Source organism: Rathayibacter sp. AY1B4 (assembly GCF_002932815.1).
GTDB lineage: Bacteria > Actinomycetota > Actinomycetes > Actinomycetales > Microbacteriaceae > Rathayibacter.
This window is the reverse complement of sequence record NZ_PSWN01000009.1, coordinates 34,328-58,258: the sequence shown is the minus strand read 5'-3', so window position 1 is coordinate 58,258 and position 23,931 is coordinate 34,328. Positions and strand designations below refer to the sequence as shown.

Here is a 23,931-nt window from a genome sequence, read left to right as displayed (position 1 = left end):
TCGGCGCCCACCGCCCGCCCCGCGGGCCGCAGCGAAGGAGCCGCCGTGCGCGTCGGGATCCCCACCGAGATCAAGAACAACGAGAACCGGGTCGCCGCCACTCCGGCCGGCGTCCACGAGCTGGTGCGCCGCGGCCACGAGGTCCTCGTCGAGGCCGGCGCGGGCCTGGGCTCGCGCGTGTCGGACGACGACTTCCGCCGCGCCGGCGCCCTCGTCGTCGACGGGCCCGACGAGGTCTGGGGCGAGTCCGAGCTGGTCCTCAAGGTCAAGGAGCCGATCGAGGCCGAGTACCCGCGGATGCGCCGCGACCAGGTGCTCTTCACCTACCTCCACCTCGCCGCCTCCCGCCCGTGCACCGATGCGCTGCTCGCGGCGGGGACGACCTCCATCGCCTACGAGACGGTCCAGCTGGACGACCGGCGGCTGCCGCTGCTCTCGCCGATGAGCGAGGTCGCCGGGCGCCTGTCGATCACGGTCGGCGCCTACCACCTCATGAGCGCCGTCGGCGGACGGGGCACGCTGCTCGGCGGGGTCCCCGGCACTCCGAAGGCGAGGGTCGTCGTGATCGGCGGCGGCACGGCCGGCGAGCACGCCGCGGCGAACGCCCTCGGCATGGGAGCCGACGTCACGATCGTCGACCTCTCGCTCCCCCGCCTCGCGCAGCTCGAGAACCGCTTCCAGGGCGCGATCCAGACCCGCGCCTCCTCGGCCTACGAGATCGCCGCGCAGCTGGCCGACGCCGACCTCGTGATCGGATCCGTCCTCATCCCGGGCGCCAAGGCGCCCAAGCTGGTGACCGACGAGATGGTCGCCACGATGAAGCCGGGCTCGGTGCTGGTCGACATCGCGATCGACCAGGGCGGCTGCTTCGAGGGCTCGCGTCCGACCACGCACGACGACCCGGTGTTCCCCGTGCACCGGAGCGTCTACTACTGCGTCGCGAACATGCCCGGCGCCGTCCCCGAGACCTCGACCCGCGCGCTCACCAACGCGACGCTCCCCTACGCGCTCGCGCTGGCCGACCGCGGGTGGCGGGCCGCCCTGGCCGCCGACCCGGCGCTCGCCCGCGGCCTGAGCACCCACGACGGCCGGGTGACGAACACCGCCGTCGCCGCGGCCTTCGACCTCCCGGCCGTGCCGGTGGAGTCGCTGCTGCTCTAGGCGCCCGCGGGCGCGAGGCCGAGCCCCCCGAGGATCTCGGCGATCTCCTCCTCCGGAGCGCCGCCCACGTCGACCGTGACGTGGAGCTCGTCGTCGCCGAGGGGCTCGAGCGCCTCGAACTGCGAGTCGAGCAGCGTGGTCGGCATGAAGTGGCCGACCCGCGAGGCGAGCCGCCCGGCGATACGGTCCCTCGATCCCGCGAGGTGCGCGAAGACGAGGTCGTCGCGGCGCAGGACGTCGCGGTAGCGGCGGCGCAGGGCAGAGCAGGTCACGACGACCGAGCCGCCCGCGGCGATCCGCTGGTCCACCACGCGGGCGATCTCGGCCAGCCAGGGCGCCCGGTCCTCGTCGGTCAGCGGGATGCCGGCGTGCATCTTGTCGACATTCGCCTGCGGGTGCAGGTCGTCCCCCTCGAGGAACTCCCAGCCCAGTCGGCGCGCCAGGAGCGACGCGACGGTCGACTTGCCGCTGCCGGAGACGCCCATGACGACGACGGCGCGGACGGGGACGGTGGGAAGAGCGGTCATCAGATACCTCCTACGAAGAGACCGATCAGGAGGACCCCGGCGAGCCCGGTCACCGAGACCAGGCACTCCATCACGGTCCAGGTCTTGAGCGTCTGGCCGATGCTGAGCCCGAGGTACTCCTTCACCAGCCAGAACCCGGCGTCGTTGACGTGCGACAGGAACACCGAGCCGGCGCCGATCGCGAGCACCATGAGGGCGACCATCGGCCCGTCCATGGTCTCGGTCAGCGGCTGGAGGATCCCTGCGGCGGTCACGGTGGCGACGGTCGCGGAGCCGGTGGCGACGCGGATCACGACGGCCACGAGCCAGGCGAGCAGCAGCGCCGAGGCGCCGCTCCCCTCCGCGAGCTGGGCGACCACCCCGCCGATCCCGGTGTCGACGAGGACCTGCTTGAAACCGCCGCCCGCGCCGACGATGAGCAGGATGCCCGCGATCGGCGGCAGCGAGCTCGAGAGCGAGGCCTGCAGCTCGGTGCGGTTCATCCGGCCGCCGCGTCCGAGCAGGACCAGACCGGCCAGGAGCGCGATCCCCAGCGCGATGGTCGGTGTGCCGAGGAAGTCGAGGGCGCCCTTCCAGGCGTCCGTGGATCCGGGGGCCGCGATGTCGGCGATCGCCTTGCCCAGCATCAGCACGACCGGCAGCAGGATGCTCGCGACGGCGGCGGCGAAGCCCGGGCGGTGCTCGCGCGTCTCGCCCGCGCCCCCGCCGAAGAGCGGCGGCGTCTCCACCGGCGCCCAGCGGGCGGCGACCCGGCCGAAGAGCGGGCCGGCGACGACGACGGTGGGGATCGCGACCAGGACGCCGAACGCGAGGGTCACGCCGAGGTTCGCGCCGAGCGCGTCGATCGCGACCAGCGGTCCGGGGTGGGGCGGGACGAGGCCGTGCATCACCGAGAGGCCGGCGAGCGTCGGGATCGCCACCTTCATCAGCGGCAGACCGCTCCGGCGGGCGACCAGGATCACGACCGGGATCAGCAGCACGAGCCCGACCTCGAAGAACATCGGCAGCCCGATCAGCGCGCCGACGAAGCCCATCATCCAGGGCAGCGCACGAGTGCTCGAGCGGGCGATGAGGGTGTCCACGATGCGGTCCGCGCCGCCCGAGTCGGCGAGGAGCTTGCCGTACATCGCGCCGAGGCCGATGAGGATGCCGACGCCGCCCATGGTGTTGCCGAACCCCAGCGCGAAGCTGGCGACCGCGTCCGCCGCCGCGAGCCCCGCGATCAGGCCCGTGGTCAGCGCTCCGATCAGCAGGGAGACGAAGGGGTGCAGCTTCAGCCAGGTGATCAGCACGACGATCACGGCGATGCCGACGACGGCGGCGAGGATCAGCTGCCCCTGCCCGGCGGTGGTGGCGGGGGCGTCCCCGGCGGCGGCGCGGAGGGCGGGGAGGAGGGTCGGTGTCATGAGCGTCCTTGGTCGAGCCGACGGCCAGCGGCCGGCTTTTGTCCGACATAACCTGCGTGTGTCCCGATCATGCCCGAAGATCGGCCGGGGCGCGACTCCGGCGATGGCAGGATGACCGCATGCCCGCGCCGACGCCCTCGCTGCACCACTCGGTGCTGGACGAGCTCGGCTCGCAGATCGTGCGCGGCGAGCTAGCGCCGGGCACCACCTTCAGCGCCGACGAGCGAGCGGAGCGGCGCGGGGTCTCCCGCTCGGTGATGCGGGAGGCGGTGCGCGTCCTCGAGACGCTCGGGCTCGTGACGTCCCGCCGCCGCGCGGGGACGCGGGTCCAGCCTCCGGAGTGCTGGAACGCCCTGGACACGCGGGTCGTCGCGTGGGGACTGGACGGCCCGGACCGGCGGCGCCAGCTGCACCAGCTCAGCGAGCTCCGACTCGGGGTGGAGCCGCTCGCCGCCCGGCTCGCAGCGGCGAACGCGACCGAGGAGCAGCGGCGGGCGCTCACGGAGGCGGGCGACGCCCTCTCCACCCACTCCCGCGCAGCCGACCAGTCCGCCTACCTCGCCGCCGACACCGCATTCCACCGCTCCCTCCTGGCCGCGTCCGGCAACCGGATGCTCGCGCAGCTGGGCGATCTGGTCGCCGAGGTCCTCGCCGGCCGCACCCGCAATGCGCTCATGCCGCGCGAGGCCGACTCCACCGCGGTGCGGCTGCACCGGGCGGTGGCCGCCGCCGTCGCCTCGGGCGACGCGGACGCTGCGGAGGCCGCGATGCGGGCGATCGTCGAGGAGTCGGACCGGGCGGTGCAGGAGAGCTGACGGGGTTGCACGCCCGCAGCGCCGCGCGCACAGTGGAGCGCATGGTCGAGGGATACACGTCCGCGCAGGTGCGGGCCGCCGAGGCTCCGCACCTGGCCCGGCGGGAGCCGCTGATGCAGCGCGCCGCCGACGGCCTCGCCCGCGAGCTGCGTCTCGTGCTCGCCGGGCGCTCCGACCGCTCCCGTCCGGCCTCGGTGCTCGTCCTGGTCGGTCCGGGCGACAACGGCGGTGACGCGCTCTACGCGGCCGCCGAGCTCTCCTCCTCCGGAACCGACGTCGTCCTCGTCCTCACGGCCGAGCGGGTGCACCGCCGGGGCCTCGCCGTGGCGCTCGACGAGGGCTGCGGGCAGGTGCCGGCCGACGACGCGCCCGGCCTCGCCGCGGCGGTGGCGCGGGCGGACGTCCTGGTCGACGGGATCCTCGGCATCGGAGCGACGGAGCCCGCGCTGCGGGGGCGGCCGCGCGTCGTCGTCGAGGCGGTGCTCGACGCGCTGGAGCGGCGGGCCGAGCGCCCGGTGGTCGTCGCGGTCGACCTGCCGAGCGGCATCCATCCCGACGACGGGTCGGTCCCCGATCCCACCGTGCTGCGCGCCGATGTGACGGTCGCCTTCGGCGCGATCAAGGCCGGTCTGCTGCTGCCTCCGGGCGACTCCTACGCGGGCCGTCTGCGGTTGGTCGACATCGGCCTCGGCCCAGACCTGGCCGGAGTGGAGCCCGCGGTCCGCGAGTGAGCGAGCGGCTCAGGAGGGAGCGAGGAGGTGCGCCTTCTCGGGGTGCTGCTCGAACCACTGCCCGACGTACCAGCACATCGGCACGACGCTCCGCCCGCCGGCGGCCTCGATGTCGTCGACGGCGAAGGAGACGAGCTCCCCTGCGAGCCCACGGCCGCGGAAGGGCGGGGTCGTGAAGGAGCGGACGAGGGAGACGCTGCCGGGCGCCTCGCGGTAGTCGAGGACGCCCACCAGGGCGCCGTCGAGGTGGAGCTCGTAGCGCGACGCGTCGTCCGCCCGGCGGAAGTCCTTGGCCATGCCTCCAGAGTAGGACGGCCCGGACGGATCAGGCCTCGTCGCCGAGCATCTCGCCGTCGACGTAGAGCCAGCGACCGTCCTCGCGCAGGAAGCGGCTGCGCTCGTGCACGAGGCCGGGGCCGACGGGCGAGCGGTAGGAGGCGCGGAACTCGACCAGGCCCTCCTCGTCGCCCTCCCCGCCGAACGAGGTGTCGACGATCTGGAGCCGGCGCCACTGGACGTCGGGATCGAGGTCGATGCGGCGCGGCCGGGTCGAGGGGTGCCAGCTCCCGAGCAGGTAGGGGGCGCTGCCGAGGACGTTAGCGCTGTAGCGGCTGCGCATCAGGCGCTCCGCCGTCGGCGAGGGCTCCTCGCCGAGGTGGGCGGGGCGGCAGCAGTCGGCGTAGTGGCGGCGGCTTCCGCAGGGGCAGGAGTCGGCGGGATGCATCCGGCCAGTGTGGCAGGCGATGCGGCGCCCCCGGCCCGGCGCGGCTCCGGCGAGCGCCGCGACTCCCCGGGCCGTCCAGGTGTGCATCCCCTCCACATCCGGTCCGCCGCCTTGAGGGTGCCGCCGGATCCCGGCAACGTGGCCCCCCCATCGACCACGGACGGAAGGAACGACCCGATGCTCACGCTCACCGACAACGCCAGCACCGTCGTCAAGACCATCACCGGGCAGACCGAGACCCCTGTCGAGGGAGGCCTGCGCATCAGCGGCACCGATCTCGACGCCCGCAACTTCGCTGTCGCGGTCGCCGCAGCCCCCGAGACGACGGACGCCGTCGTGGAGCAGGACGGAGCGCGCGTGTTCCTCGATGTCGCCGCCTCCGTCGCTCTCGGCGACAAGGTCCTCGACGCGCAGGTGGACGAGGGCGGCTCCGTCAGCTTCGGGATCGCTCCCCAGGACTGACCCCGTCGACATCGGAGGCCGCCCCCACCGCAGTGCGGGAGGGCGGCCTCCGTCGTCCCCGGGATCAGGAGAGGATGTCGCGGGTGGTGAAGCGGCCGATCGCGAGCGACCCGAACACGGCGACGTAGGCGAGCTGGAGCAGCGCGTTCTCGCCGAAGGAGCTCCACGCGATCGGGTCGCGCAGGAGGTCGGCGAAGTCGAACCACCGATCGGTCAGCAGGAACGGGTGGAGGGCGTCCAGCTGCGAGAGCGAGCCGACGATCTGCGCCGCGATGGAGACGACGACGGTGGCCGCCATGGCGCCGACCGGCACATCGGTCAGCGTCGAGATGAAGAGGCCGATCGCCGAGAGCCCGACCAGCGAGAGCGCCGCGTACACGGCGATCGCCAGGGCCCGGCCGATCGCGTCGGCGAGCGGGACGGTGCTGCCGGAGAGCAGCGTCACCGGTCCCGCCGGGAAGAGCGCCAGGCCGATCAGGATCCCGACCACCATGACGGTGAGTGCTGCGGCGAGGCAGAAGGCGAGGGAGGCGGCGAACTTCACCGCGAGCAGCCGCACGCGGCCGACGGGGCTGACCAGCAGGTAGCGCAGCGTCCCGAGCGAGGCCTCGCCCGCGATCGCGTCGCCGGCGACGACCCCGACCGTGAGCGGGAGGAACAGCGGGACGGCGACCGTGATGGCCGCGAAGCCGGTGAAGAGGCCGTTGCCGGCGATCGCTCCCACGAAGGACGGCCCGCCTCCGTCGCCGCCCGAGAGCCGCACCGCGACGGCGAGCAGGATCGGGATGGCGGCCAGGGCCGCGAGCAGCGCCCAGGTGCGGCGCCGGCGGAAGAGCAGGGCGAGCTCGGAGGCGAGCAGGGACCCGATCCCCGCGCGGCGGACGGTCGCGTCAGCGCTCGACATCGAAACCCTCCCCGGTCAGCTCGACGAAGCGCTCCTCGAGCGAGGGGCGGCGGACGGCGAACCCGCGGACGCGGACGTCGGCCCGCACGAGGTCGGCGACCAGCGTCTCGGCCTCGAGCCCGGGCGGCAGAGCGGCGACGACCAGCGGCGGATCGGCGGGGTGCGGGCCCGGCGCGGTGCGCGGCTCCAGACCCCGGGTGTGCAGGGCCACGATCGCGCGCTCGCGGTCGGGCGTCAGCAGCTCGACCGAGGCGGCGTCCCCGCGCAGCTCGTCCAGCCCGCCCTGGGCGACGAGGCGCCCTGTGCGCATGACGGCGGCGTGGGTGCAGAGCTGCTCGATCTCGGTGAGGAGGTGGCTGGAGACGAGGACGGTCGTGCCGTCCTGGTTCAGTCCGCGCACGAGGGCGCGGACCTCGCGGGTGCCCTGCGGGTCGAGGCCGTTCGTGGGCTCGTCCAGCACGATCAGGTCGCGCGGCGAGAGGAGGGCGACCGCGATGCCGAGCCGTTGCTTCATGCCCAGGGAGTAGGAGCCGACCTTCTTGCGCGCCGCGGCCGAGAGGCCGACGCGGGCGAGGGCCTCCTTCGCGCGGGTGTCGCGGGTGCGGGACGAGGTGCCCGCCTCCGCGGCGTCGAAGCGCCGGAGGTTGGCCGCTCCGGAGAGGAACGGGTAGAAGCCCGGCCCCTCGACCAGCGCCCCCACTCGGGGCAGGACCTCGGCCGCGCGCCGGGGCATGGCCTGCCCGAGGACGGTGATGCTGCCCGCGGTCGGCGCGGCGAGGGCGAGCAGCATCCGGATCGTCGTGGTCTTGCCCGAGCCGTTCGGGCCGAGGAAGCCGAAGACGGCGCCGCGGGGAACGGCGAGGTCGAGACCGGAGACCGCTTCCTGGCGCCCGAAGCGCTTGGTGAGGCCCCGCGTCTCGACTGCGAGCTCGCCCGCCGTCACCGAGCGGAGGCCGCGTCGCGGAGCGTCTCGGCCGGGACCGCGCCGGCGAGGACGCGTCCGTCGTCGGTGACGAGGACGGTCAGCAGGGCGGAGGAGAGGATGCGGCCGCCGTCGACCGGAGTGGTGACCGCGTCGAGCGAGGAGAGCGCGTCGGCGTCACCGGCGGGCAGCTCGACGACGCTCGTCCAGCCGGAGCCCGTGGTGACGACGTCGGAGTGCTCGGCCGTATCCGCGGCGGGCGCGTCGGAGGCGTCCGCCTCGTCGTCGACCGGAGCGGCCTGCTCCGTCACCTCGGCGCCGGCCGGGGGCGTGAAGGAGAAGAGGGACGCGTCGGGCGTCGAGAAGTCGATGCTCGTGTACGCGACGCTGAACGCGGGCGCGGTGCCCCCGCGGGCGGTCACTGCTACCCCGAGCGGGAGGCCCGTCTCGCCGTCGACCGAGACGGTCACGGAGCCCACGAGAGTGCCGCCGTCGCGGGGCGTGAGCACGAGCTCGTACGCGTCGCGCCCGGCGACGCTGACGTCCGAGCCGACCGCGACCGTGGTCGTCGGGTCGATCGCGGCGAGCAGCTGCTCGGCGGCCGACGACGGCGTCACGACCTGATCGCCCGGCGAGGCCTCGGGGGCTCCGCCCGCGGGAGGCACGAGGTGGGTGGCGGTGTTCGCGCTCGAGTCGTAGATCCAGACTCCGTCGGTCGTCGAGGCGACGATGTCGCGCTCGGCCAGCCGGTCGAGCACCTGGAGGCGCGCGCCCTTCTCGGCGTCGACGTACACGCGCGCCTGGTGCGAGCCGGTGGCGAGCTCGACGAGGGAGTCGGCGGGGTCGGCGGACGCCGAGCCGGCGGAGCCGCCGAGCGCCGAGAGGTCGGGCAGGCCGAGGTCCGAGGTCTGCCGGATCTCGCCGGAGAACGCCGTGGTGTCGCTCTCGGCGACGAAGGCGAGGAGGTCGGCGGCGGACTTCTCGGGGAGGTCTCCCGCGGCGCTCGCCGAGAGGGGGAGGGCGACGGCCGCGGCGACGACGACCGCGGGGACGACGGCGACGGGCGTCCAGCGCTTCCAGTCAATGCTCATGCCGGGAACGCTACGCCTCGAACCTCCGCGGCGGGCCCGGAACGTGCCGGTCCACAGCCTTCCGGAAGGGGGTGCGGTCCGAGACCGCGGCCGGGATGATCAGGGCATGGACCTCCCGTTCGCGCTCCCCCTCGCCCCGATGCTCGCCAAGGCCGTTCCGGCGGTGCCGGAGCAGACCGCCGTCGCGGGCGGATACTCCTACGAGCCGAAGTGGGACGGGTTCCGCGCGATCGTCTCGGTCTCCGGCGGGGAGTGCGAGATCGGGAGCCGCGGCTCCAAGCCGCTGACCCGGTACTTCCCCGAGCTCGTCGAGGCCTTCCTCCGGCTGCTCCCCGACGGCTGCGTGCTCGACGGCGAGATCGTCCTGGCGACCGGCGAGCCGGGTGCCCAGCGGCTCGACTGGGACCTGCTCTCGCAGCGCATCCATCCGGCCGCGAGCCGCGTGAGGATGCTGGCGGAGACCACCCCGGCGATGCTCGTCGCCTTCGACCTGCTCGCCGTGGACGGGCGCAGCGTGCTCGAGGAGCCGTACTCGGCGCGGCGGGAGGCGCTCGCCGCGGTGATGGCCGGCGTCCCGCATCCGCTGCACCTCGGCCGCGCCACCGACGACGAGGCCCTGGCGCGCGACTGGCTGGAGCGCTTCGAGGGCGCAGGACTGGACGGCGTCGTGGCGAAGCCCCTGGCCGCGCCCTACTCCCCCGGGAAGCGCGCCGTGCTCAAGGTCAAGCACCACCGCACGGCCGACGTGATCGCGATCGGGTACCGCGAGCACGCCTCCAAGCCGGGCGTGGGCTCGATCCTGCTCGGCCTGCACGGCGACGACGGAGAGGTCCGCCAGGTCGGCGGGGCCTCGGCCTTCAGCGACGAGCGTCGCGTGCAGCTGCTGGAGGAGCTCGCACCCGCGGTCGAGCGCGACGCGGGGGGAGCGCCGGTGCGCGGCGAGGGCGAGCGGAGCCGGTTCTCGAGCGGCCGCGACACCTCCTTCGTGCACCTGCGTCCCGAGCTCGTGCTCGAGGTCCGCTACGACCAGCGCGAGGGCGACCGCTTCCGGCACACCGTGCAGTTCGAGCGCTGGCGCCCTGACCGCGACGCCGCCTCCTGCACCATGGAGCAGCTGGAGCAGCCGACCGCGTACGACCTCGGCGACGTCCTCGGCTAGGCCTTCTTCGCGCGGCTGGGCTGCACGCGGGGCGGCTCGCCCGGCATCTTGGGGAAGTCGGGCGGGAACGGCAGCTCGCCGAGGCCGGCGGCGACATCGCGCTCCCACCAGCCGAGCAGGGCGTCGAGGCGGCCGGGGGCGTCGTGCATCCGGGCCCACGGATCACCGCGCTCGGCGAGGCGCACCGGGACCGTGCGGATCGTGAAGGCCCGCGGGTCGACGCCGTCGAGCTCGTCCCAGTCCAGCGGAGTGGAGACGGGAGCGTGCGCGAGCGGCCGCGGGCTGTAGGCACCGGCGATCGTCCGGTCGCGGTTGGCCTGGTTGAAGTCGACGAAGATCCGCTCGCCGCGCTCCTCCTTCCACCACGCCGTCGTGACCTGCTCGGGCATCCGCCGCTCCAGCTCGCGCGCCGCGGCGATCACCGCGTGGCGGACGTCGAGGAACTCGTGCTCGGCGACGATCGGCGCGAAGACGTGCAGGCCGCGGTTGCCGGACGTCTTCACGAACGGGTCGAGGCCGGCCTCCCGCAGGACCTCCCGCAGCGCGTGCGCGGCGACGACCGCGTCAGCGACGTCGGTGCCGGGCTGCGGGTCGAGGTCGATCCGGAGCTGGTCGGGCAGGTCGGGCGCATCGGCGCGGGACGCCCACGGGTGGAAGACGACGGTGTTCATCTGCGCCGCCCAGACGGCGGCCGCGGGCTCGTCGATCACGAGCTGCGGATGCACCCGCCCGCTCGGGTACGTCACCGGGACGGACCGGACGTACTCGGGCGCGCCCTTGGGCGGGTTCTTCGAGAAGAACTGCTCGCCCTCGATCCCGGAGGAGAAGCGCTGCAGCGAGACGGGGCGGCCGCCGTTCGCCGCGACGAACGGCTCGCCGACGGCGATCAGGTACTCCGCGACCTCGCGCTTGGTGATGCCCGGCTCCGGGAAGAGCACTCGCTCAGGGCTCGAGATCCGCACTTCCCGGTCGCCGTGCGGTCCGGGGACGGTGAGGACGACGGCGTCGCTGCTGGGCATCTGCTGAGGCTAGCCCGCGGCGCCGCCCGGCGACAGGGGTCCACCGGGGCGCCGCCGCAGCCGGATCGGGCCCTTCGCCCGCGACGGGTCGACGACCTGTCCGCCCTGCACGATGTCGATCTCGCCCCGGTCGACCAGGCGGCGCGCGGCCCGGCGCACGGGCTCCATCAGCGGCCGCCACTCCTCGCCGCCGACTCGGCGCGCGACCTCGGACGGGCACGCCGTCGACGACGCCGCTCGCGCGAGCAGGACGGTCCGGATCTCCTCCTCGAGGCGCGCCTCCTCCGGTCCGACTCCGCGACGGCGGCAGGCGTCCGAGCAGTAGCGGACGTCCTCCCAGTCCCGTGCCCACTTCACGCGCCACTCGATCTCGCGACCGCAGGAGGCGCAGGTCTTGCTCTCGGGGTGCGCGGTAGACGTGCGCTGACGGTGGGCCATGCCCTCGAGTCTGCGCGCAGACCGCGGCCGCGGCGACGGGTTGCGCTGAGGGCGAGCGACGGGTGCGCGGAGGCCGCGCCGACGACGGGCCGCAGATCCGGCGTGATCGGGAACAGGGAGCGGCGGATCGGCGTTCCCCGAGGTGGCGGCGTCATACTCCGCAATGGGGCGGCCCTCCCCCGGCCGGTGCGCCAGTCTGGAGGAGCCGTGCTGCGGCGCGACGGCGGGCCACCACCCCGTGCCGCATCCTCGATCGATCAGGAGTCTCCGATGAGCCGCGAGAACCTCGCCACCACCCCGGACCGCGAGCCGGAGCACCGCGCCTTCGCCGGACTCTCCCCGGAGGACTTCAAGCTCGCGTTCCGCAACCACGCCGCCGGAGTCGCGCTGATCACCGCCGACCCGGGCACCGGCCCGGTCGCCCTGACCGCGACCTCCGTCTTCTCGGTGAGCGCCGAGCCGCCGCTGTTCGTCTTCTCGCTCTCGTCCGCCTCGTCCAGCTCTCCGGCCATCCAGGCGTCCGAGACGCTGGTCGTGCACCTGCTCGGGGCGGAGCAGCTCGACCTGGCGCGTCTGGGCTCGACCAGCGGCATCGACCGCTTCGCCGACACGTCGCTCTGGTCGCGGCTGCCCACGGGCGAGCCGTTCTTCCCGGGCGCCGCCGCCTGGATCCGCGGCACGGTGATCAACCGCATGGAGGCGGGATCGTCCACGATCGTCGCCGTGCACGCCCTCGAGGCCCACGTGCCCGAGGACTCCGAGACCACGGCGCCGCTCGTCTACCACAACCGCACCTGGCACCACCTCGGCGAGCACTCCCGCCTCAGCTGAGCTCCGCGGGCGCTCCGGAGCAGGCGGTTCAGGCCTCCGGGCCGGTCGCCACCGTCCGGCCCGGCGTGCTCGACCACTGCGACCAGGAGCCCGGATAGAGCGCCGGCGCGAAGCCCGCGAGCGTGAGCGCGACGACGTCGACCGCGGCCGAGACACCGCTGCCGCAGTACACGCCGACGGGGGCGTCCTCCCGCACGCCGAGCGCCTCGAATCCCGCGCGCAGGTCCGAGGCGGGCCGGAACCGCCCCTCGGAGTCGAGCGCCGCGGACGCCGGAGCGTTCCGAGCGCCGGAGATGTGGCCCGCCCGCGGGTCGATCGGCTCGACCTCGCCGCGGTACCGCTCAGGGGCGCGGGCGTCGAGCAGGACGCCCGCCGAGGGCAGCGCCGCCGCCTCGTGGATGTCCAGCACCGGGAGCCGACCGTAGGCCAGCTCGACGTCGCCCCGCTCGCGCGGGACGTCGCCCGTCTCGAGCTCCCGCCCGGAGCGGATCCAGCCGGCGAGCGACCCGTCGAGCAGGCGGACGTCCTCCACTCCCGTCGCCCGCAGCAGCCACCAGGCCCGCGCGGCCGGGACGCTCTGCGCGTCGTCGTACACGACGACGGACCGGCCCCGGCGGAGCCCCCAGCCGCGCGCCGCCTCCTGCAGCACCTCGATCGGAGGCAGCGGGTGGCGCCCCTCCTCCGGCTCGCCGTGGGCGGCCAGCTCGTGATCGAGGTCGACGTGCACCGCGCCGGGCAGGTGACCCGCGAGGTACTCCGGGCGGCCGTCGGGCCGGTCGAGGCGCCAGCGCACGTCGAGGACGAGCGGCGGCTCGGTGGAGGCCATCAGCTCGGCGAGCTCGTCGGGGGTGACCAGCAGGCTCTCGCGGCTGGAGGGGGGCGTCGGGGTCATGGCGTCCTTCCGATCCGCGTCGTCGGCGGAGTCCTGCCCCAGCATGCCGGGTCGCCCGGCGGCGAGGGAGCTCGCGCGGCAGCGGAGCGTCGGCGCTCAAGGCGCCTCGTCGATGGTCGTCCGCCGGAGAGCCTCTCGCGCAGGCGGGTCGTCTTCGCCACTCGATACCCGCGAGCGTGGCCCGGAGGCCTGCAGGGGACCGCTCGGGCCTGAGAGAGGAGGGTGAGGCTCTCGTCGTCGGAGGACGGCCGAAGGCCCGCCCTCCGGCAGGGCGGGGCGGGCCTTCGTACACGATCGAATGCGATCTCGGAGTGTCAGTACGGGTAGTCCTCGCAGGCGACACCGTTCGGAGGACGGTTCTCGTCGAGTCGGGCGAAGTCGCCGTACCACTGCGCCCAGTACTCCAGGAACGCCTGCGCCTCCTGCTGGCTGCTGAAGTCCCGGCAGTCCCGATCGGCGGGACGCGGGGGCGGGTTGCCGCCGGGCGCCGGTGCCGGTGCCGCGGCCTGCGTGCTCGCCCAGAGTGCGCGGCCCTGCGGCGAGTAGATCACCAGATTGCCGTCGTTCTGCATGACCATCCGGGAGCCCGGGCTGCCCGCCGTGCCGGACTGCCAGCGCGCTCCGCCGGACCCCGCGTAGACCACGGCGTTGCCGTCGGACTGCATCTCGAGCCGGTTGCCGCCTCCGGACGTGCCGGCCGCCCAGCGGGCCGAGCCGCGCGAGTAGACGACGAGGTTGCCGTCGCCCTGCATGACCGCCTCGCTCCCTCCGTCGGAGGAGCGCAGCAGCTGACCGGCGGTCAGCCGGTTCCCGGAGGAGAGGGTGTCCCGGACGGCGGGCGCGGGCGGCGCCGGAGGAGTGTCGCTCGCCCACAGCGCGCGGCCCGAGGCGGAGTAGACGACCAGGTTGCCGTCGTTCTGCATCTGCAGGCGGGATCCCGGGTTGCCCGCCGTACCCGAGGCCCAGAGGGGTCGGCCCGAGGCGGAGGTGACCACGGCGTTGCCGTCGGACTGCATCGAGAGCGTCTCGCCCTCGCCCTGGGTGCCGGCGCCCCAGCGGACGTCCCCCCGCGAGTAGACCGCGAGATTGCCGTCGCCCTGCAGGGAGGCGCGCGACCGGCCGTCCGGCGAAGTGAGCTGCTGTCCCCGGCTGAGCCGCGAGCCGGAGGAGAGGACGTCGCGGATCTCAGGCGCGCGCGAGGTCGAGCTCGCCCAGAGCGGCCGTCCGGAGGCGGCGGTGATCACCAGGTTGCCGTCGTTCTGCATCCGCATCCGCGCGCCCGGGTTCCCGGGCGTTCCCGCCTGCCAGCGCACGCCGGACCCGGGGGCCGAGACCACCGCGTTCCCGTCGGTCTGCATCGCGAGGCGGTTGCCCGCTCCGGAGGTGACGGAGCTCCAGCGCGGCGATCCGTCCACGGAGACGACGAGATTGCCGTCGCTCTGCATCGCGGCGCGCGAGCGGCCGTCGGAGGCGGTCAGCTGCTGTCCCGGAGAGAGCTCGCGCCCGCTGTCGAGGACGTCGGCGATCGGCTCCGGCTCGGGCTCCTGCTCGTCGGCCGAGGACCAGGCCGTGTCCCCGTTCGGGCGGACGAGCACGAGCTGCCCGTCGTCCTGGATGAGGGCGAGCGCGCCGGTCTCTCCCGCGGTCCCGGACGCCCAGACGGGCGTGCCGGAGCCGGTCACGACGACGAGGTTGCCGTCCTCCTGCATCCGCACCGTGGTCGCTCCGGTGCCCTGGGTCCTGGTGCTCCAGACGGGGCGGCGCCCGGCGTCGTAGATCACGGCGTTGCCATCCGCCTGCATCTCGAAGCTCGCGGAGTCTCCGTTCGAGAAGATGCGCTCGCCCGCGTCGAGCGAGTCGCCGCCGAGGAGGGCGTTCGTGTAGGTCTGCGATCCGCGCGCCTCTGCGGGCGGAGTCTCCCCCGGGACGAAGGCGGTCGGAGTCTCGGCGACGGCCTGCGTCGCGAGGGCGGACGGCGCCAGAGCGGCGGAACCGCCCGCGGCGAGCAGGCAGGCGAGGGCCATCGCCGCGAGGCGATGAGGAGGTCGTGGCACGGAGAGCCCTTTCGGAGGCGGCGGCGGCGGAAGCTGTGGTCGAGCGGAGCCTGGCAGGCGCTCGCCACGGCCGTCCATCCGGGCCGCGCGGAACTACTCAGCCGGAGCGGGCGATCCGCGCCGGCTGCGCGGGCGCCGCCTCCGGACCACGGAGCGTCCGGCCGGCTCGCGCGCCCCGGTCGGGGTTGTCGGCGATCGACGCGGATCGACGGAGGACGTGCTCCCACGGCCGGAGCGCACCCCGCGCGGGCGCCCCGGGAGGCGGCTCGGACCTCCCGCGGCACGGAGGAGGTCCCCGTTCCTCCTAAAATCGGAGTCATGTCGAAAGTGTTGAGCAGTCTGCCCGTGGGCGAGCGTGTCGGAATCGCATTCTCGGGAGGCCTCGACACATCCGTCGCCGTCGCCTGGATGCGCGAGAAGGGCGCGGTGCCCTGCACGTACACGGCCGACATCGGCCAGTACGACGAGCCCGACATCGAGAGCGTCCCGTCCCGCGCGGCCCAGTACGGCGCCGAGATCTCGCGCCTCGTCGACGCGAAGAGCGCGCTGGTCGAGGAGGGGCTCGTCGCCCTGCAGTGCGGCGCCTTCCACATCCGCTCCGGCGGCAAGACCTACTTCAACACCACCCCCCTCGGCCGCGCCGTGACCGGCACCCTCCTCGTCCGCGCCATGCGCGAGGACGGCGTCGACATCTGGGGCGACGGCTCGACCTACAAGGGCAACGACATCGAGCGGTTCTACCGCTACGGCCTGCTCGCCAACCCCCGCCTGCGCATCTACAAGCCCTGGCTCGACGTGCAGTTCGTCAACGAGCTCGGCGGCCGCACCGAGATGTCGGAGTGGCTCGTCGCCCGCGGCTTCCCCTACCGCGACGCCACCGAGAAGGCCTACTCGACCGACGCCAACATCTGGGGCGCCACCCACGAGGCCAAGCGCCTCGAGGAGCTCTCCAGCGGCCTCGAGCTCGTCGAGCCGATCATGGGGGTCGCGTCGTGGCGCGACGAGGTCGAGATCGCCTCCGAGGTCGTCTCGGTGCGCTTCGAGGCCGGCCGTCCCGTCGCGCTGAACGGCGTCGAGTTCTCGGACGCCGTCGCGCTCGTGCTCGAGGCGAACGCGATCGGCGGACGCCACGGGCTCGGCGTCTCGGACCAGATCGAGAACCGGATCATCGAGGCCAAGAGCCGCGGCATCTACGAGGCCCCCGGCATGGCGCTGCTGCACATCGCCTACGAGCGCCTGCTGAACGCGATCCACAACGAGGACACCGTCGCCCAGTACCACTCGGAGGGCCGCCGTCTCGGCCGCCTGATGTACGAGGGCCGCTGGCTCGACCCGCAGTCGCTGATGCTGCGCGAGTCCATCCAGCGCTGGGTCGGCTCGGCCGTCTCCGGGGAGGTCACCCTGCGCCTGCGTCGCGGCGACGACTACACGATCCTCGACACGACCGGCCCCGCGCTGAGCTACCACCCCGACAAGCTCTCGATGGAGCGGGTCGGCGACGCCGCCTTCGGCCCCGAGGACCGCATCGGGCAGCTCACGATGCGCAACCTCGACATCGCCGACTCCCGCTCGCGGCTCGAGCAGTACGCGGCCGCCGGCCTCGTCGGCGGTCCGACCGCCGAGCTCGTCGGCGAGCTCGAGATCGGCGAGGCCGACGCGATCACCGAGGGCGGCGGGTCCGCAGCGGCCGATGCGCTCGGACGCGCCACCGACCTGGCCTCGGAGGGTGCGGCGTTCGACGCCGGAACCGACTGACCCCGCCCGTCCGACGCCCCCGCGCGCATCCGTCCCACCGGGACGCGAGGCGCACGGGGGCGTCGTGCTGTGCGGGCCGACCCGGCGCGCCGGGTGCGAGGGCGGGCCCGGCGCGAGAGCGGTGCTCCGGCGTTCGTCGCGACGGCCGTCAGGGCGCGGAGGATCGGACGAGCGCGAGCGCGGCGTCCACGGTGGCGAGCGACTGCGCCGGATCGACGCGGGCCAGCACGAGCGCGGCCACCAGGAGCGACACGAGGACGTCCGCCTGAGCCGACGCCCACGCCTGCGCGTCGGGCCAGCGGGCCAGCGCTCCGGCGCGCAGTGCGCCCAGCAGCTCGGCCCGGTAGTCGGCGATCACCTCGCGCACGGCGTCGTCGCGCGCGATCGGCGCGCCCGCGGCGTTGAGCAGCAGACAGCCGCTCCTCGCGGAGAGCGTGCGGGAGTCGGCGAGCGCCGCCCGCAGCCCGGTGAAGTACTCCTCGAGCGCCGTCGGCGACGCCCCTCGCGGATCGACGAGCGGGGCGAGCCGGGGCCGCACCACCTCGTCGAGGTAGCTCTGCACGGCAGCGTCGAAGAGCCCGCGCTTGCTGCCGAAGGCGTGGTAGAGGCTGGAGCGGCGCAGTCCGGTCGCGGACTCCAGGTCCGGGAGCGACGCCTCCTCGAAGCCGCTCTCCCAGAAGACGGCGCGGGCGGCGCGGACGACCTGCTCGGTGTCGAAGCCCTGCGTGCGACCCACGGTGCTCCTCCTGAGGGGTGACAGCTGCGGCGCCGCACTGGCGCGGACCGCTCGCTCCAGTATATTGTGGACTGGTCGTTACACAATCGGTGCGGAGCCCTCCGCATCGCGACCATCGCCTGGAGGCCCGCCGTGATCGTTCTCGGACTGGTGCTCGCCGCTCTCGCCGCGGCGCTGCACGTCTACATCTTCGTGCTCGAGTCGGTCCTCTGGACGACCTCGCGCGCCCGATCGACGTTCGGCACGACCGCCGGCGAGGCGGAGGCGACGAAGGAGATGGCCTACAACCAGGGCTTCTACAACCTCTTCCTCGCCGTCGTCACCGTGGCGGGCATCGTCGCCGTCGCGATCGGCGCCACCGCCGTCGGCGCGGCCCTCATGTTCGCCGGCGCCGGATCGATGGTCGCCGCAGCACTCGTCCTGCTCCTCTCCGCTCCGACCAAGCGCCGCGCCGCGCTGACCCAGATGACTCCGGGTCTGCTCGCGGTGATCGCTCTCGCCGTCGGCCTCTCACTCTGATCCCCTCCGCTCCACCACCACGAAAGGTCCTATGAGCACCGTCACCAGCACCCAGATCCAGCTCGTCCGCCGCCCCGACGGCTGGCCCGTCGCCGAGGACTTCCGGACCGCGACCGTCGAGTACGGCGATCCGGCCGCGGGCGAGATCCGCGTCGAGAACGCCTTCCTCTCGGTCGACCCCTACATGCGCGGCCGCATGAACGACGTGAAGAGCTACACCCCGCCCTTCGCCCTCGGCGAGACCATGACCGGCGGTGCCGTCGGCCGGGTGACCGTCTCCGACGACCCCGCGTTCCCCGTCGGCAGCGCGGTCCTGCACCAGCTCGGCTGGCGCGACGTCGTGCAGGCCGAGTCGTCGCAGTTCCGCGTCGTCCCCGAGATCCCCGGAGTGCCGCTCTCGCTCCGCCTCGGCATCCTCGGGATGACCGGACTCACCGCGTACGTCGGGCTCACCGCCATCGCGGGCATGAAGGAGGGCGACACCGTCTTCGTCTCGGGCGCCGCGGGAGCCGTCGGCTCGGCCGCCGGCCAGATCGCGCGCCTCCTCGGAGCCGAGCGGGTCGTCGGATCCGCGGGTTCGGCCGAGAAGGTCGCCCTGCTGACCGAGAAGTACGGCTACGACGCCGCCTTCGACTACCACTCCGGCCCGGTCCGCGAGCAGCTGGCCGAGGCCGCGCCCGACGGGATCGACGTGTACTTCGACAACGTCGGCGGCGACCACCTCGAGGCGGCCCTCGACGCCTTCCGCGACGGCGGCCGCGCGGCGCTCTGCGGAGCGATCGCCGGCTACAACAGCACCGAGAAGACGCCCGGCCCCGACAACATGGCGAACATCATCACCCGCGGTCTCACGCTGCGCGGATTCACGCTGTCCGGCTACCTCGACCACGCGCCGGAGTTCAACCGGCTGATGGCCGGCTGGTTCGCCGACGGAGAGATCGCCTACGACGAGACCGTCGTCGACGGCATCGACCACGCCGTGGACGCGTTCCTCTCGATGATGCGCGGCGGCAACACCGGGAAGATGGTCGTCCGCGTCTAGCGCCGACCCCGGTGCGGCGGGCGCGGGGAGGGGCACCTCCGGACGCCCGCCGCACCCGTCCTCCGCCTCCCTGACCGGGACCTCCGAGAATGCTCGCGGATCCGCGGGGCCGATCGGTCCGGGCGGTGGCAGACTGCGGACATGAGCACGTTCTCGCACCGGACCGGCGCCTCCGCGCCGGCAGCAGCAGCACTCGTCCTCGTCCTCTCCGGCTGCGCGGGCAGCGGCGGAGCCCCGTCCGCGCGGACGCCGCTCCCGACGCCGACCGCGACCGCGACCCCGACGTCTTCGCCGACTCCCGCTCCGACGCCGACTCCCACCGTGACCGTGACGGTCACGGCGACCCCCGAGCCCTCGTCGACCGGTTCTCCCGCCGCGGATCCGGCGGCGGCGCGCTGCACGGGCTCCGACCTGACGATGGAGTACCGGCCCGACCCCGACGCGTCGGGTGCCGGGAACAGCGCCTTCGACCTCGTGCTCACCAGCACCTCCTCCTCGGACTGCGCTCTCGCGGGCATCCCCGGCGTCTACGCGACCGACGCCGACGGGAACCGGATCAGCGCGGTCGCCGACGCGTCCGGCCCGAACCCCGATGCTCCCGTGATCCTCGTCCCCGGCGCCCGGGCGGACGTCCGGGTCGCCTGGCACTCCCCCGGCGCCTACGGCTGCGCGGTCGGGACCTCCGCGTACCTCGTCGCCGAGGTCCTCGACGCCCCGGACGGCGCGGTCCGCGCCCCGGCCGAGCTCCAGGTGTGCACCGACGGCACCGTGATGATGGACGCGTCCGCCTACACGCTGCTCTGAGCCCTCGCCGAGCGCGCACGCCTCCCGCGCGGCCCGCTCACCGGGCGCGACCCCTTGACCGGGCGCGGCGCAGCCGGGACCCTCGCACTACACGTCCCCACCCCACCCCGGAGGTCACCATGAAGGTCGGCTCACTCGTTCTCCGTCTCGCCGTCGGCGGGCTCTTCGTCGGACACGGTCTGCAGAAGCTGCGGGGCTCGTTCGACGGCCCCGGCCTCGACGGCACCGAGCAGATGATGTCGAGCCTGGAGATGCACCCGGCCCGGCGCAACGCCGTCGCCGCAGCGGTGACCGAGACGGCCGGAGGCGCCGCTCTCGCCCTCGGCGCCGCGACTCCGCTCGCCGCCGCCGGACTCGTCGCCACGATGGTCACCGCCGTGCGCAAGGTGCACTGGAGCAACGGCCTGTGGAACGCGGGCGGCGGGTGGGAGTACAACGCCGTCCTCGTCGCGGCGACGGCCGCGATCGTCGCGGACGGCCCCGGCGCGCTCTCGTTCGACGCCCTGTTCGGCAAGCGCAAGTGGGGAGCCGGCTGGGCGCTGTTCGCCCTGATCGGCGGAGCGGCTGCGTCGACCGCCCTGATCGAGGCCGGGCGACGCGCCGCGCCGGTCGGAGCGGGCACCTCCGGCTCCGACGACGGCGGGTCGGACGACGACGGCGCCGACTCGACCGCCTCGTAGCCCCGCTCCCCGCACTGTGCGGGCGCGGTAGCGTCGGAGGCGTGATCGAGACACGCGCCTCCGACCCCGACCGCCCCGAGACCGACGCGCTCGCCCTCTGGCTCGCGGCGGTCGAGCGCCTCGACGCTCAGGACGACCCCGACGGCGTCGTCGAGCGGATGCGCGTCCTCGCAGCCCGCTACCCGGGACACGACGGAGTCGCCGCTTTCGAGCTGGGTGGCGCCCTCGACAGCGCGGGACACGAGGCGGAGGCGGCGGTCGAGTACGAGCGCGCCCTCGCCGCCGGCCTGGATGACGAGCGGCGGGCGCGGTTGACGATCCAGTACGCCTCGACACTCCGGAACCTCGGCCGCACCGATGAGGCGATCGACCTCCTCGCCGGCGCCGCCGCGCACCCCGCGGTGGGCTCCGCGCGGGAGGTGTTCCTCGCGCTCGCCCTGCACAGCGCCGGGCGCGTCGACGAGGCCCTGCGGATCGCGCTGGAGGCGCTGGCTCCGGGGCTCCCCCGGTACCAGCGCTCCGTCCGCGCCTACGCCGCCGCCCTCACCGACCCCGAGCAGTAGCGCGGACGGCTCCTCCGCCCGGAGGCTCGGCGCGGCGAGCGCTGAGCCTCCATGGGCGCCGACTCAGTCCTCGAGCAGGATCGCGTCGATCTGCCCCATCGCCTGGCGGAGTCCCTCCTCCATGCCCATCTGGACCATCTGCTCGAGCTGCTCGACCGACTCGAAACGGCTGCTGAGGACCATCCGCGTGCGCCCCGGCTCGATCTCGTCGAGGGTGACCGTGGCCCGGGTGATCCCCAGCGCGTCGACCGGGTCGCCGCGCTCGTCGGCGAAGCCGTCCTCGAACTCGAACCGCGTCGGCTCCTCCACCCGGGTCACGCGCCACCAGCCGCGCGCCTGCTCGCCGTCCGGTCCCGTCATGACGTAGGCGCTCCGTCCGCCCTCGACCGGCTCGTGCCGCTCGAAGGTCGCCGGCCAGGTCGGCGGCCCCCACCAGCGCTCGAGGCGGCGCGGATCCGTCCAGAGGAGCCAGACGCGCTCGATCCCCGCGTCGAACTCGGCGGTCACGGTCAGGGTCAGTTCCTCGATGTCCTTCACGGACTGCAGCACGCTCATCGCGCCTCTCCCTCCAGCAGGTCCCGCGCACCGGTCGGCTCGCGGGTGTCACTCCTCGTCGAGGAGGTCCGACATGCGGTCGACCCTCCCCGCCCACAGCTGCTCGTAGGCGTCGAGCAGGCGCGACGCCCGCCGCACTGCGGCGACCTCGCCCTGCACCAGCTGCTCCCGCCCGCTCCTCCGCTTGCGGACGAGTGCCGCCCGCTCGAGGACGGCCACGTGCTTCTGCACCGCCGCGAACGACATCTCGTAGCGCGCCGCGAGTGCGGAGACGGACTGCTCGCCGACCAGCACCCGGGCGACGATGTCGCGGCGGGTGCTGTCGGCCAGCGCCCGGAAGAGCAGGTCGATGTCGGCGTCCGTTCGTACAACCATGTGGTTGCACATTAGGGCCGTCCCCTCCCCCGCGCAAGAGCATCCGTCTCCGGGACGAGCGCACCGGCCGGCGCCCGACCTCAGGCGCTCGCGGCGTCGAGCGCCTCAGCAGCGGCCGCGAGCACCCAGTCCGGCAGGGGGCGGGCCGCGAACAGCGAGGCGTAGAGCCGGGCCATCGAGTCGTCGGGGTCGAGCCGCAGCGCCTCGTCGAGGTGGAGCCCGGCGAGGCTCGAGACACCCCTCGCCCACCAGCACCACGCGAGAACGGTGAGCACGGAGGAGCGCGCCTCCTCCGGCGCCAGCGCGGCGGCACGGGCGAGGAGCCCGGTCGCCCGCGCCAGACGGCCGCGCTCCGGAGCACGCCCGCTGCCGAGCAGCAGGGCCGACAGCTCGAGGTCGTGGTTGTCGTCCGTTCCGGCGCGGGCGTCGCCCACCGCGCCGGGCGGCACTCCCATTCCCGCCTGCGGGCTCCGCGCGATCTGCACGGTCACCCGGTCTCGGAGGGGCGGCGACTGCAGGGTCCGCACGATCAGTCCTTCGCGGCGGACGTCCCGCGGTCCGCTGAGCCAGCGCTCGACGAGCCGTTCCGTGTCGCCGACCAGGGGCGGCCGGCGGAGCACCTCCGCGACGAGCGCGCGATCCTCCTCGACGACCGGCGGCAGCACGGAGAGCGCGTCGATGTCCAGAGGCTCGTCGGCCACCGCTCGGGCGAGGACGCCGGTCTCGCTCCGCTCGATCTCGAGGAGCGGACGTGGCCTGCGGCACTCCTCGGCGTCCGTGTAGCGCCCCCATCCGTCGGCGGCGATGCAGGCCACGGCGATGATGTCCAGGCGCGTGCGCTCCAGGCGCCGGAGCACCGCGCGGCCGAGGTCGAGATGCGGGATCCCCCGCTCCTCGGCGTAGCCCGCACGGGTGCAGACCACCACCAGCACACCGGTGGCCCGCGGCATCGTCTCCATCATGGCTGCGCAGCCGCCCGCCAGCGCCTCCGCCTCCATCCCGCGCAACGTCTCCGGGAGCGGGATCCGGAAGCCGCCTCCGGCGCGCGTGCCGAGGAACGGCACCACCACGACGGACTCCTCCGGACGGATGCCGATGATGGAGGGGGCGGCCGCCAGGAGGTCCTGGATCGCGCTCGCCCGCAGGACTTCGGGATCGCGGCGGCGGGACGGAGGAGCAGGGGTTCGCTGTGTGGATGTCATGTCCGACACCCTGCTCGCGTCGCCGGCGGCGCGAGATCCCGCCGGCCCGGACCGGGGAGAACCGGAGCGGATCGGCGCCTGTGGAGGAGCGTCCGGGGCCGGCGGCTCAGCCGGCCGCGGGAGCCCGCAGCACCTTCGCCATCGGCCGTCCCTTCGCGATCTCGTCGATCAGCTTGTCGAGGTACCGGATGCGCTGCATCAGCGGATCCTCGATCGTCTCGACCCGCACGCCGCAGATCACCCCCGTGATCGCCGAGGCCTGCGGAGGCAGGCGCGCCGCCGCGAAGAACTCCTCGAAGGTCGTCCTGCTCTCGAGGTGCCGGGCCAGCTCCTCGTCCGAGAAGCCGGTGAGCCAGCGGACCGCCTCGTCGACCTCCTCCCTCGTCCGGCCCTTGCGCTCCGCCTTCGCCACGTAGAGGGGGTGCACGTCGGCGAACGCCACGGAGAAGATCCTGCTCATGGCCGGGAAGCGTACTCGCGCGACGCCCGGCGCGGCAGAGGCGCCCGCCCCGCTATCCTCCCCAGTGGCCCTCGCGCCTCCACCCCGCAGCCCACAGAGAGAAC

General features: G+C 74.2%; 28 protein-coding genes. 12 read left to right on the top strand and 16 right to left on the bottom strand.

Going from position 1 to position 23,931, the window contains the following annotated elements:
* Positions 1 to 45 precede the first annotated feature (45 nt).
* Complete coding sequence (ald, locus tag C5D66_RS08220; protein ID WP_104247156.1) at positions 46 to 1,161, top strand: alanine dehydrogenase; 1,116 nt, start codon at positions 46 to 48, stop codon at positions 1,159 to 1,161.
* On the opposite strand, the gene C5D66_RS08215 is transcribed toward ald, so the two are convergent.
* Positions 1,158 to 1,688 carry a gluconokinase gene (locus C5D66_RS08215; protein ID WP_104225392.1) on the bottom strand — a complete coding sequence of 177 codons (531 nt, stop codon included), beginning with the start codon at positions 1,686 to 1,688 and terminating at the stop codon, positions 1,158 to 1,160. The two genes, ald and C5D66_RS08215, sit on opposite strands and share 4 nt — an antisense overlap.
* Complete coding sequence (locus C5D66_RS08210; RefSeq protein WP_104255478.1) at positions 1,688 to 3,094, bottom strand: GntP family permease; 1,407 nt, start codon at positions 3,092 to 3,094, stop codon at positions 1,688 to 1,690. The genes C5D66_RS08215 and C5D66_RS08210 overlap by 1 nt, the downstream gene beginning before the upstream one ends.
* A 119-nt stretch (positions 3,095 to 3,213) precedes the next feature.
* On the opposite strand from C5D66_RS08210, the gene C5D66_RS08205 reads away from it, so the two are divergent.
* Positions 3,214 to 3,909, top strand: a complete 696-nt coding sequence (locus tag C5D66_RS08205) for a FadR/GntR family transcriptional regulator (RefSeq protein ID WP_104225394.1) — start codon at positions 3,214 to 3,216, stop codon at positions 3,907 to 3,909.
* 41 nt (positions 3,910 to 3,950) lie between these two features.
* A complete protein-coding gene (locus C5D66_RS08200) occupies positions 3,951 to 4,640 on the top strand; it encodes an NAD(P)H-hydrate epimerase (RefSeq protein ID WP_104225395.1) in 690 nt (229 codons plus the stop codon).
* Between the two features lie 9 nt (positions 4,641 to 4,649).
* Here the strand turns inward: C5D66_RS08200 and C5D66_RS08195 are convergent, their stop codons facing one another.
* Both C5D66_RS08195 and C5D66_RS08190 read right to left on the bottom strand, forming a co-directional pair.
* The gene (locus tag C5D66_RS08195; RefSeq protein WP_104222554.1) at positions 4,650 to 4,937 is read right to left on the bottom strand and encodes a GNAT family N-acetyltransferase; all 288 of its coding nucleotides are present in this window, start codon (positions 4,935 to 4,937) and stop codon (positions 4,650 to 4,652) included.
* A 28-nt stretch (positions 4,938 to 4,965) separates the two neighbouring features.
* On the bottom strand, positions 4,966 to 5,364 hold the full coding sequence (locus C5D66_RS08190; RefSeq protein WP_104255497.1) for a YchJ family protein: 399 nt from the start codon (positions 5,362 to 5,364) through the stop codon (positions 4,966 to 4,968).
* A 177-nt stretch (positions 5,365 to 5,541) separates the two neighbouring features.
* Between C5D66_RS08190 and C5D66_RS08185 the strand changes: the two genes are divergently transcribed.
* A complete protein-coding gene (locus C5D66_RS08185) occupies positions 5,542 to 5,826 on the top strand; it encodes a hypothetical protein (protein WP_104222553.1) in 285 nt (94 codons plus the stop codon).
* 64 nt (positions 5,827 to 5,890) lie between these two features.
* Here C5D66_RS08185 and C5D66_RS08180 read toward each other — a convergent pair whose 3' ends face one another.
* From C5D66_RS08180 to C5D66_RS08170, 3 genes are read right to left on the bottom strand one after another with little or no spacing between them, the layout of a single operon-like run.
* A complete protein-coding gene (locus C5D66_RS08180; protein WP_104255477.1) occupies positions 5,891 to 6,730 on the bottom strand; it encodes an ABC transporter permease in 840 nt (279 codons plus the stop codon).
* Positions 6,717 to 7,673 carry an ABC transporter ATP-binding protein gene (locus tag C5D66_RS08175; RefSeq protein WP_104255476.1) on the bottom strand — a complete coding sequence of 319 codons (957 nt, stop codon included), beginning with the start codon at positions 7,671 to 7,673 and terminating at the stop codon, positions 6,717 to 6,719. The genes C5D66_RS08180 and C5D66_RS08175 overlap by 14 nt, the downstream gene beginning before the upstream one ends.
* Entirely contained in the window at positions 7,670 to 8,743 is a 1,074-nt protein-coding gene (locus tag C5D66_RS08170; protein ID WP_104255475.1) for a DUF2092 domain-containing protein, read from the bottom strand. The genes C5D66_RS08175 and C5D66_RS08170 overlap by 4 nt, the downstream gene beginning before the upstream one ends.
* Positions 8,744 to 8,849: 106 nt before the next feature.
* Here C5D66_RS08170 and C5D66_RS08165 point away from each other — a divergent pair, with 106 nt between their 5' ends.
* Entirely contained in the window at positions 8,850 to 9,902 is a 1,053-nt protein-coding gene (locus C5D66_RS08165) for an ATP-dependent DNA ligase (RefSeq protein WP_104326885.1), read from the top strand.
* Here C5D66_RS08165 and ligD read toward each other — a convergent pair.
* A complete protein-coding gene (ligD, locus tag C5D66_RS08160; RefSeq protein WP_181067935.1) occupies positions 9,899 to 10,921 on the bottom strand; it encodes a non-homologous end-joining DNA ligase in 1,023 nt (340 codons plus the stop codon). The two genes, C5D66_RS08165 and ligD, sit on opposite strands and share 4 nt — an antisense overlap.
* Positions 10,922 to 10,930: 9 nt before the next feature.
* Positions 10,931 to 11,359 (bottom strand): DUF2256 and DUF3253 domain-containing protein, encoded by a 429-nt coding sequence (locus tag C5D66_RS08155; RefSeq protein WP_104255473.1) that lies wholly within the window; start codon positions 11,357 to 11,359, stop codon positions 10,931 to 10,933.
* Between the two features lie 270 nt (positions 11,360 to 11,629).
* Here C5D66_RS08155 and C5D66_RS08150 point away from each other — a divergent pair, with 270 nt between their 5' ends.
* A complete protein-coding gene (locus C5D66_RS08150) occupies positions 11,630 to 12,190 on the top strand; it encodes a flavin reductase family protein (RefSeq protein ID WP_104222547.1) in 561 nt (186 codons plus the stop codon).
* Between the two features lie 28 nt (positions 12,191 to 12,218).
* On the opposite strand, the gene C5D66_RS08145 is transcribed toward C5D66_RS08150, so the two are convergent.
* Both C5D66_RS08145 and C5D66_RS08140 read right to left on the bottom strand, forming a co-directional pair.
* The gene (locus C5D66_RS08145; RefSeq protein WP_104326889.1) at positions 12,219 to 13,082 is read right to left on the bottom strand and encodes a sulfurtransferase; all 864 of its coding nucleotides are present in this window, start codon (positions 13,080 to 13,082) and stop codon (positions 12,219 to 12,221) included.
* 314 nt (positions 13,083 to 13,396) lie between these two features.
* Entirely contained in the window at positions 13,397 to 15,106 is a 1,710-nt protein-coding gene (locus C5D66_RS08140; RefSeq protein WP_181067934.1) for a hypothetical protein, read from the bottom strand.
* Between the two features lie 348 nt (positions 15,107 to 15,454).
* On the opposite strand from C5D66_RS08140, the gene argG reads away from it, so the two are divergent.
* Positions 15,455 to 16,891, top strand: a complete 1,437-nt coding sequence (gene argG / locus C5D66_RS08135) for an argininosuccinate synthase (RefSeq protein ID WP_104222545.1) — start codon at positions 15,455 to 15,457, stop codon at positions 16,889 to 16,891.
* 148 nt (positions 16,892 to 17,039) lie between these two features.
* Here argG and C5D66_RS08130 read toward each other — a convergent pair whose 3' ends face one another.
* Positions 17,040 to 17,627, bottom strand: coding sequence for a TetR/AcrR family transcriptional regulator (locus C5D66_RS08130; RefSeq protein ID WP_104255471.1), 588 nt, complete (start codon positions 17,625 to 17,627; stop codon positions 17,040 to 17,042).
* 132 nt (positions 17,628 to 17,759) lie between these two features.
* Between C5D66_RS08130 and C5D66_RS08125 the strand changes: the two genes are divergently transcribed.
* From C5D66_RS08125 to C5D66_RS08100, 5 genes are all read left to right on the top strand, one after another.
* Positions 17,760 to 18,146 carry a DUF1304 domain-containing protein gene (locus C5D66_RS08125; protein WP_104255470.1) on the top strand — a complete coding sequence of 129 codons (387 nt, stop codon included), beginning with the start codon at positions 17,760 to 17,762 and terminating at the stop codon, positions 18,144 to 18,146.
* Positions 18,147 to 18,177: 31 nt separating this feature from the next.
* Positions 18,178 to 19,188, top strand: a complete 1,011-nt coding sequence (locus C5D66_RS08120; RefSeq protein ID WP_104222542.1) for an NADP-dependent oxidoreductase — start codon at positions 18,178 to 18,180, stop codon at positions 19,186 to 19,188.
* Positions 19,189 to 19,329: 141 nt separating this feature from the next.
* Positions 19,330 to 19,992: a DUF4232 domain-containing protein gene (locus C5D66_RS17140; protein WP_181067933.1), complete on the top strand. Its 663-nt coding sequence runs from the start codon at positions 19,330 to 19,332 to the stop codon at positions 19,990 to 19,992.
* Between the two features lie 119 nt (positions 19,993 to 20,111).
* Positions 20,112 to 20,672 (top strand): DoxX family protein, encoded by a 561-nt coding sequence (locus C5D66_RS08105; protein ID WP_104238585.1) that lies wholly within the window; start codon positions 20,112 to 20,114, stop codon positions 20,670 to 20,672.
* A gap of 41 nt (positions 20,673 to 20,713) precedes the next feature.
* Positions 20,714 to 21,235 (top strand): tetratricopeptide repeat protein, encoded by a 522-nt coding sequence (locus C5D66_RS08100; protein ID WP_258063453.1) that lies wholly within the window; start codon positions 20,714 to 20,716, stop codon positions 21,233 to 21,235.
* A gap of 63 nt (positions 21,236 to 21,298) precedes the next feature.
* Here C5D66_RS08100 and C5D66_RS08095 read toward each other — a convergent pair whose 3' ends face one another.
* From C5D66_RS08095 to C5D66_RS08080, 4 genes are all read right to left on the bottom strand, one after another.
* Complete coding sequence (locus tag C5D66_RS08095) at positions 21,299 to 21,790, bottom strand: SRPBCC domain-containing protein (RefSeq protein ID WP_104222538.1); 492 nt, start codon at positions 21,788 to 21,790, stop codon at positions 21,299 to 21,301.
* A gap of 48 nt (positions 21,791 to 21,838) precedes the next feature.
* Positions 21,839 to 22,165, bottom strand: coding sequence for a helix-turn-helix domain-containing protein (locus C5D66_RS08090; RefSeq protein ID WP_104255494.1), 327 nt, complete (start codon positions 22,163 to 22,165; stop codon positions 21,839 to 21,841).
* An 80-nt stretch (positions 22,166 to 22,245) separates the two neighbouring features.
* A complete protein-coding gene (locus C5D66_RS08085) occupies positions 22,246 to 23,367 on the bottom strand; it encodes a DUF4192 family protein (RefSeq protein WP_104255467.1) in 1,122 nt (373 codons plus the stop codon).
* Between the two features lie 106 nt (positions 23,368 to 23,473).
* Positions 23,474 to 23,827 (bottom strand): DUF2200 domain-containing protein, encoded by a 354-nt coding sequence (locus tag C5D66_RS08080; protein WP_104225408.1) that lies wholly within the window; start codon positions 23,825 to 23,827, stop codon positions 23,474 to 23,476.
* Positions 23,828 to 23,931 lie beyond the last annotated feature (104 nt).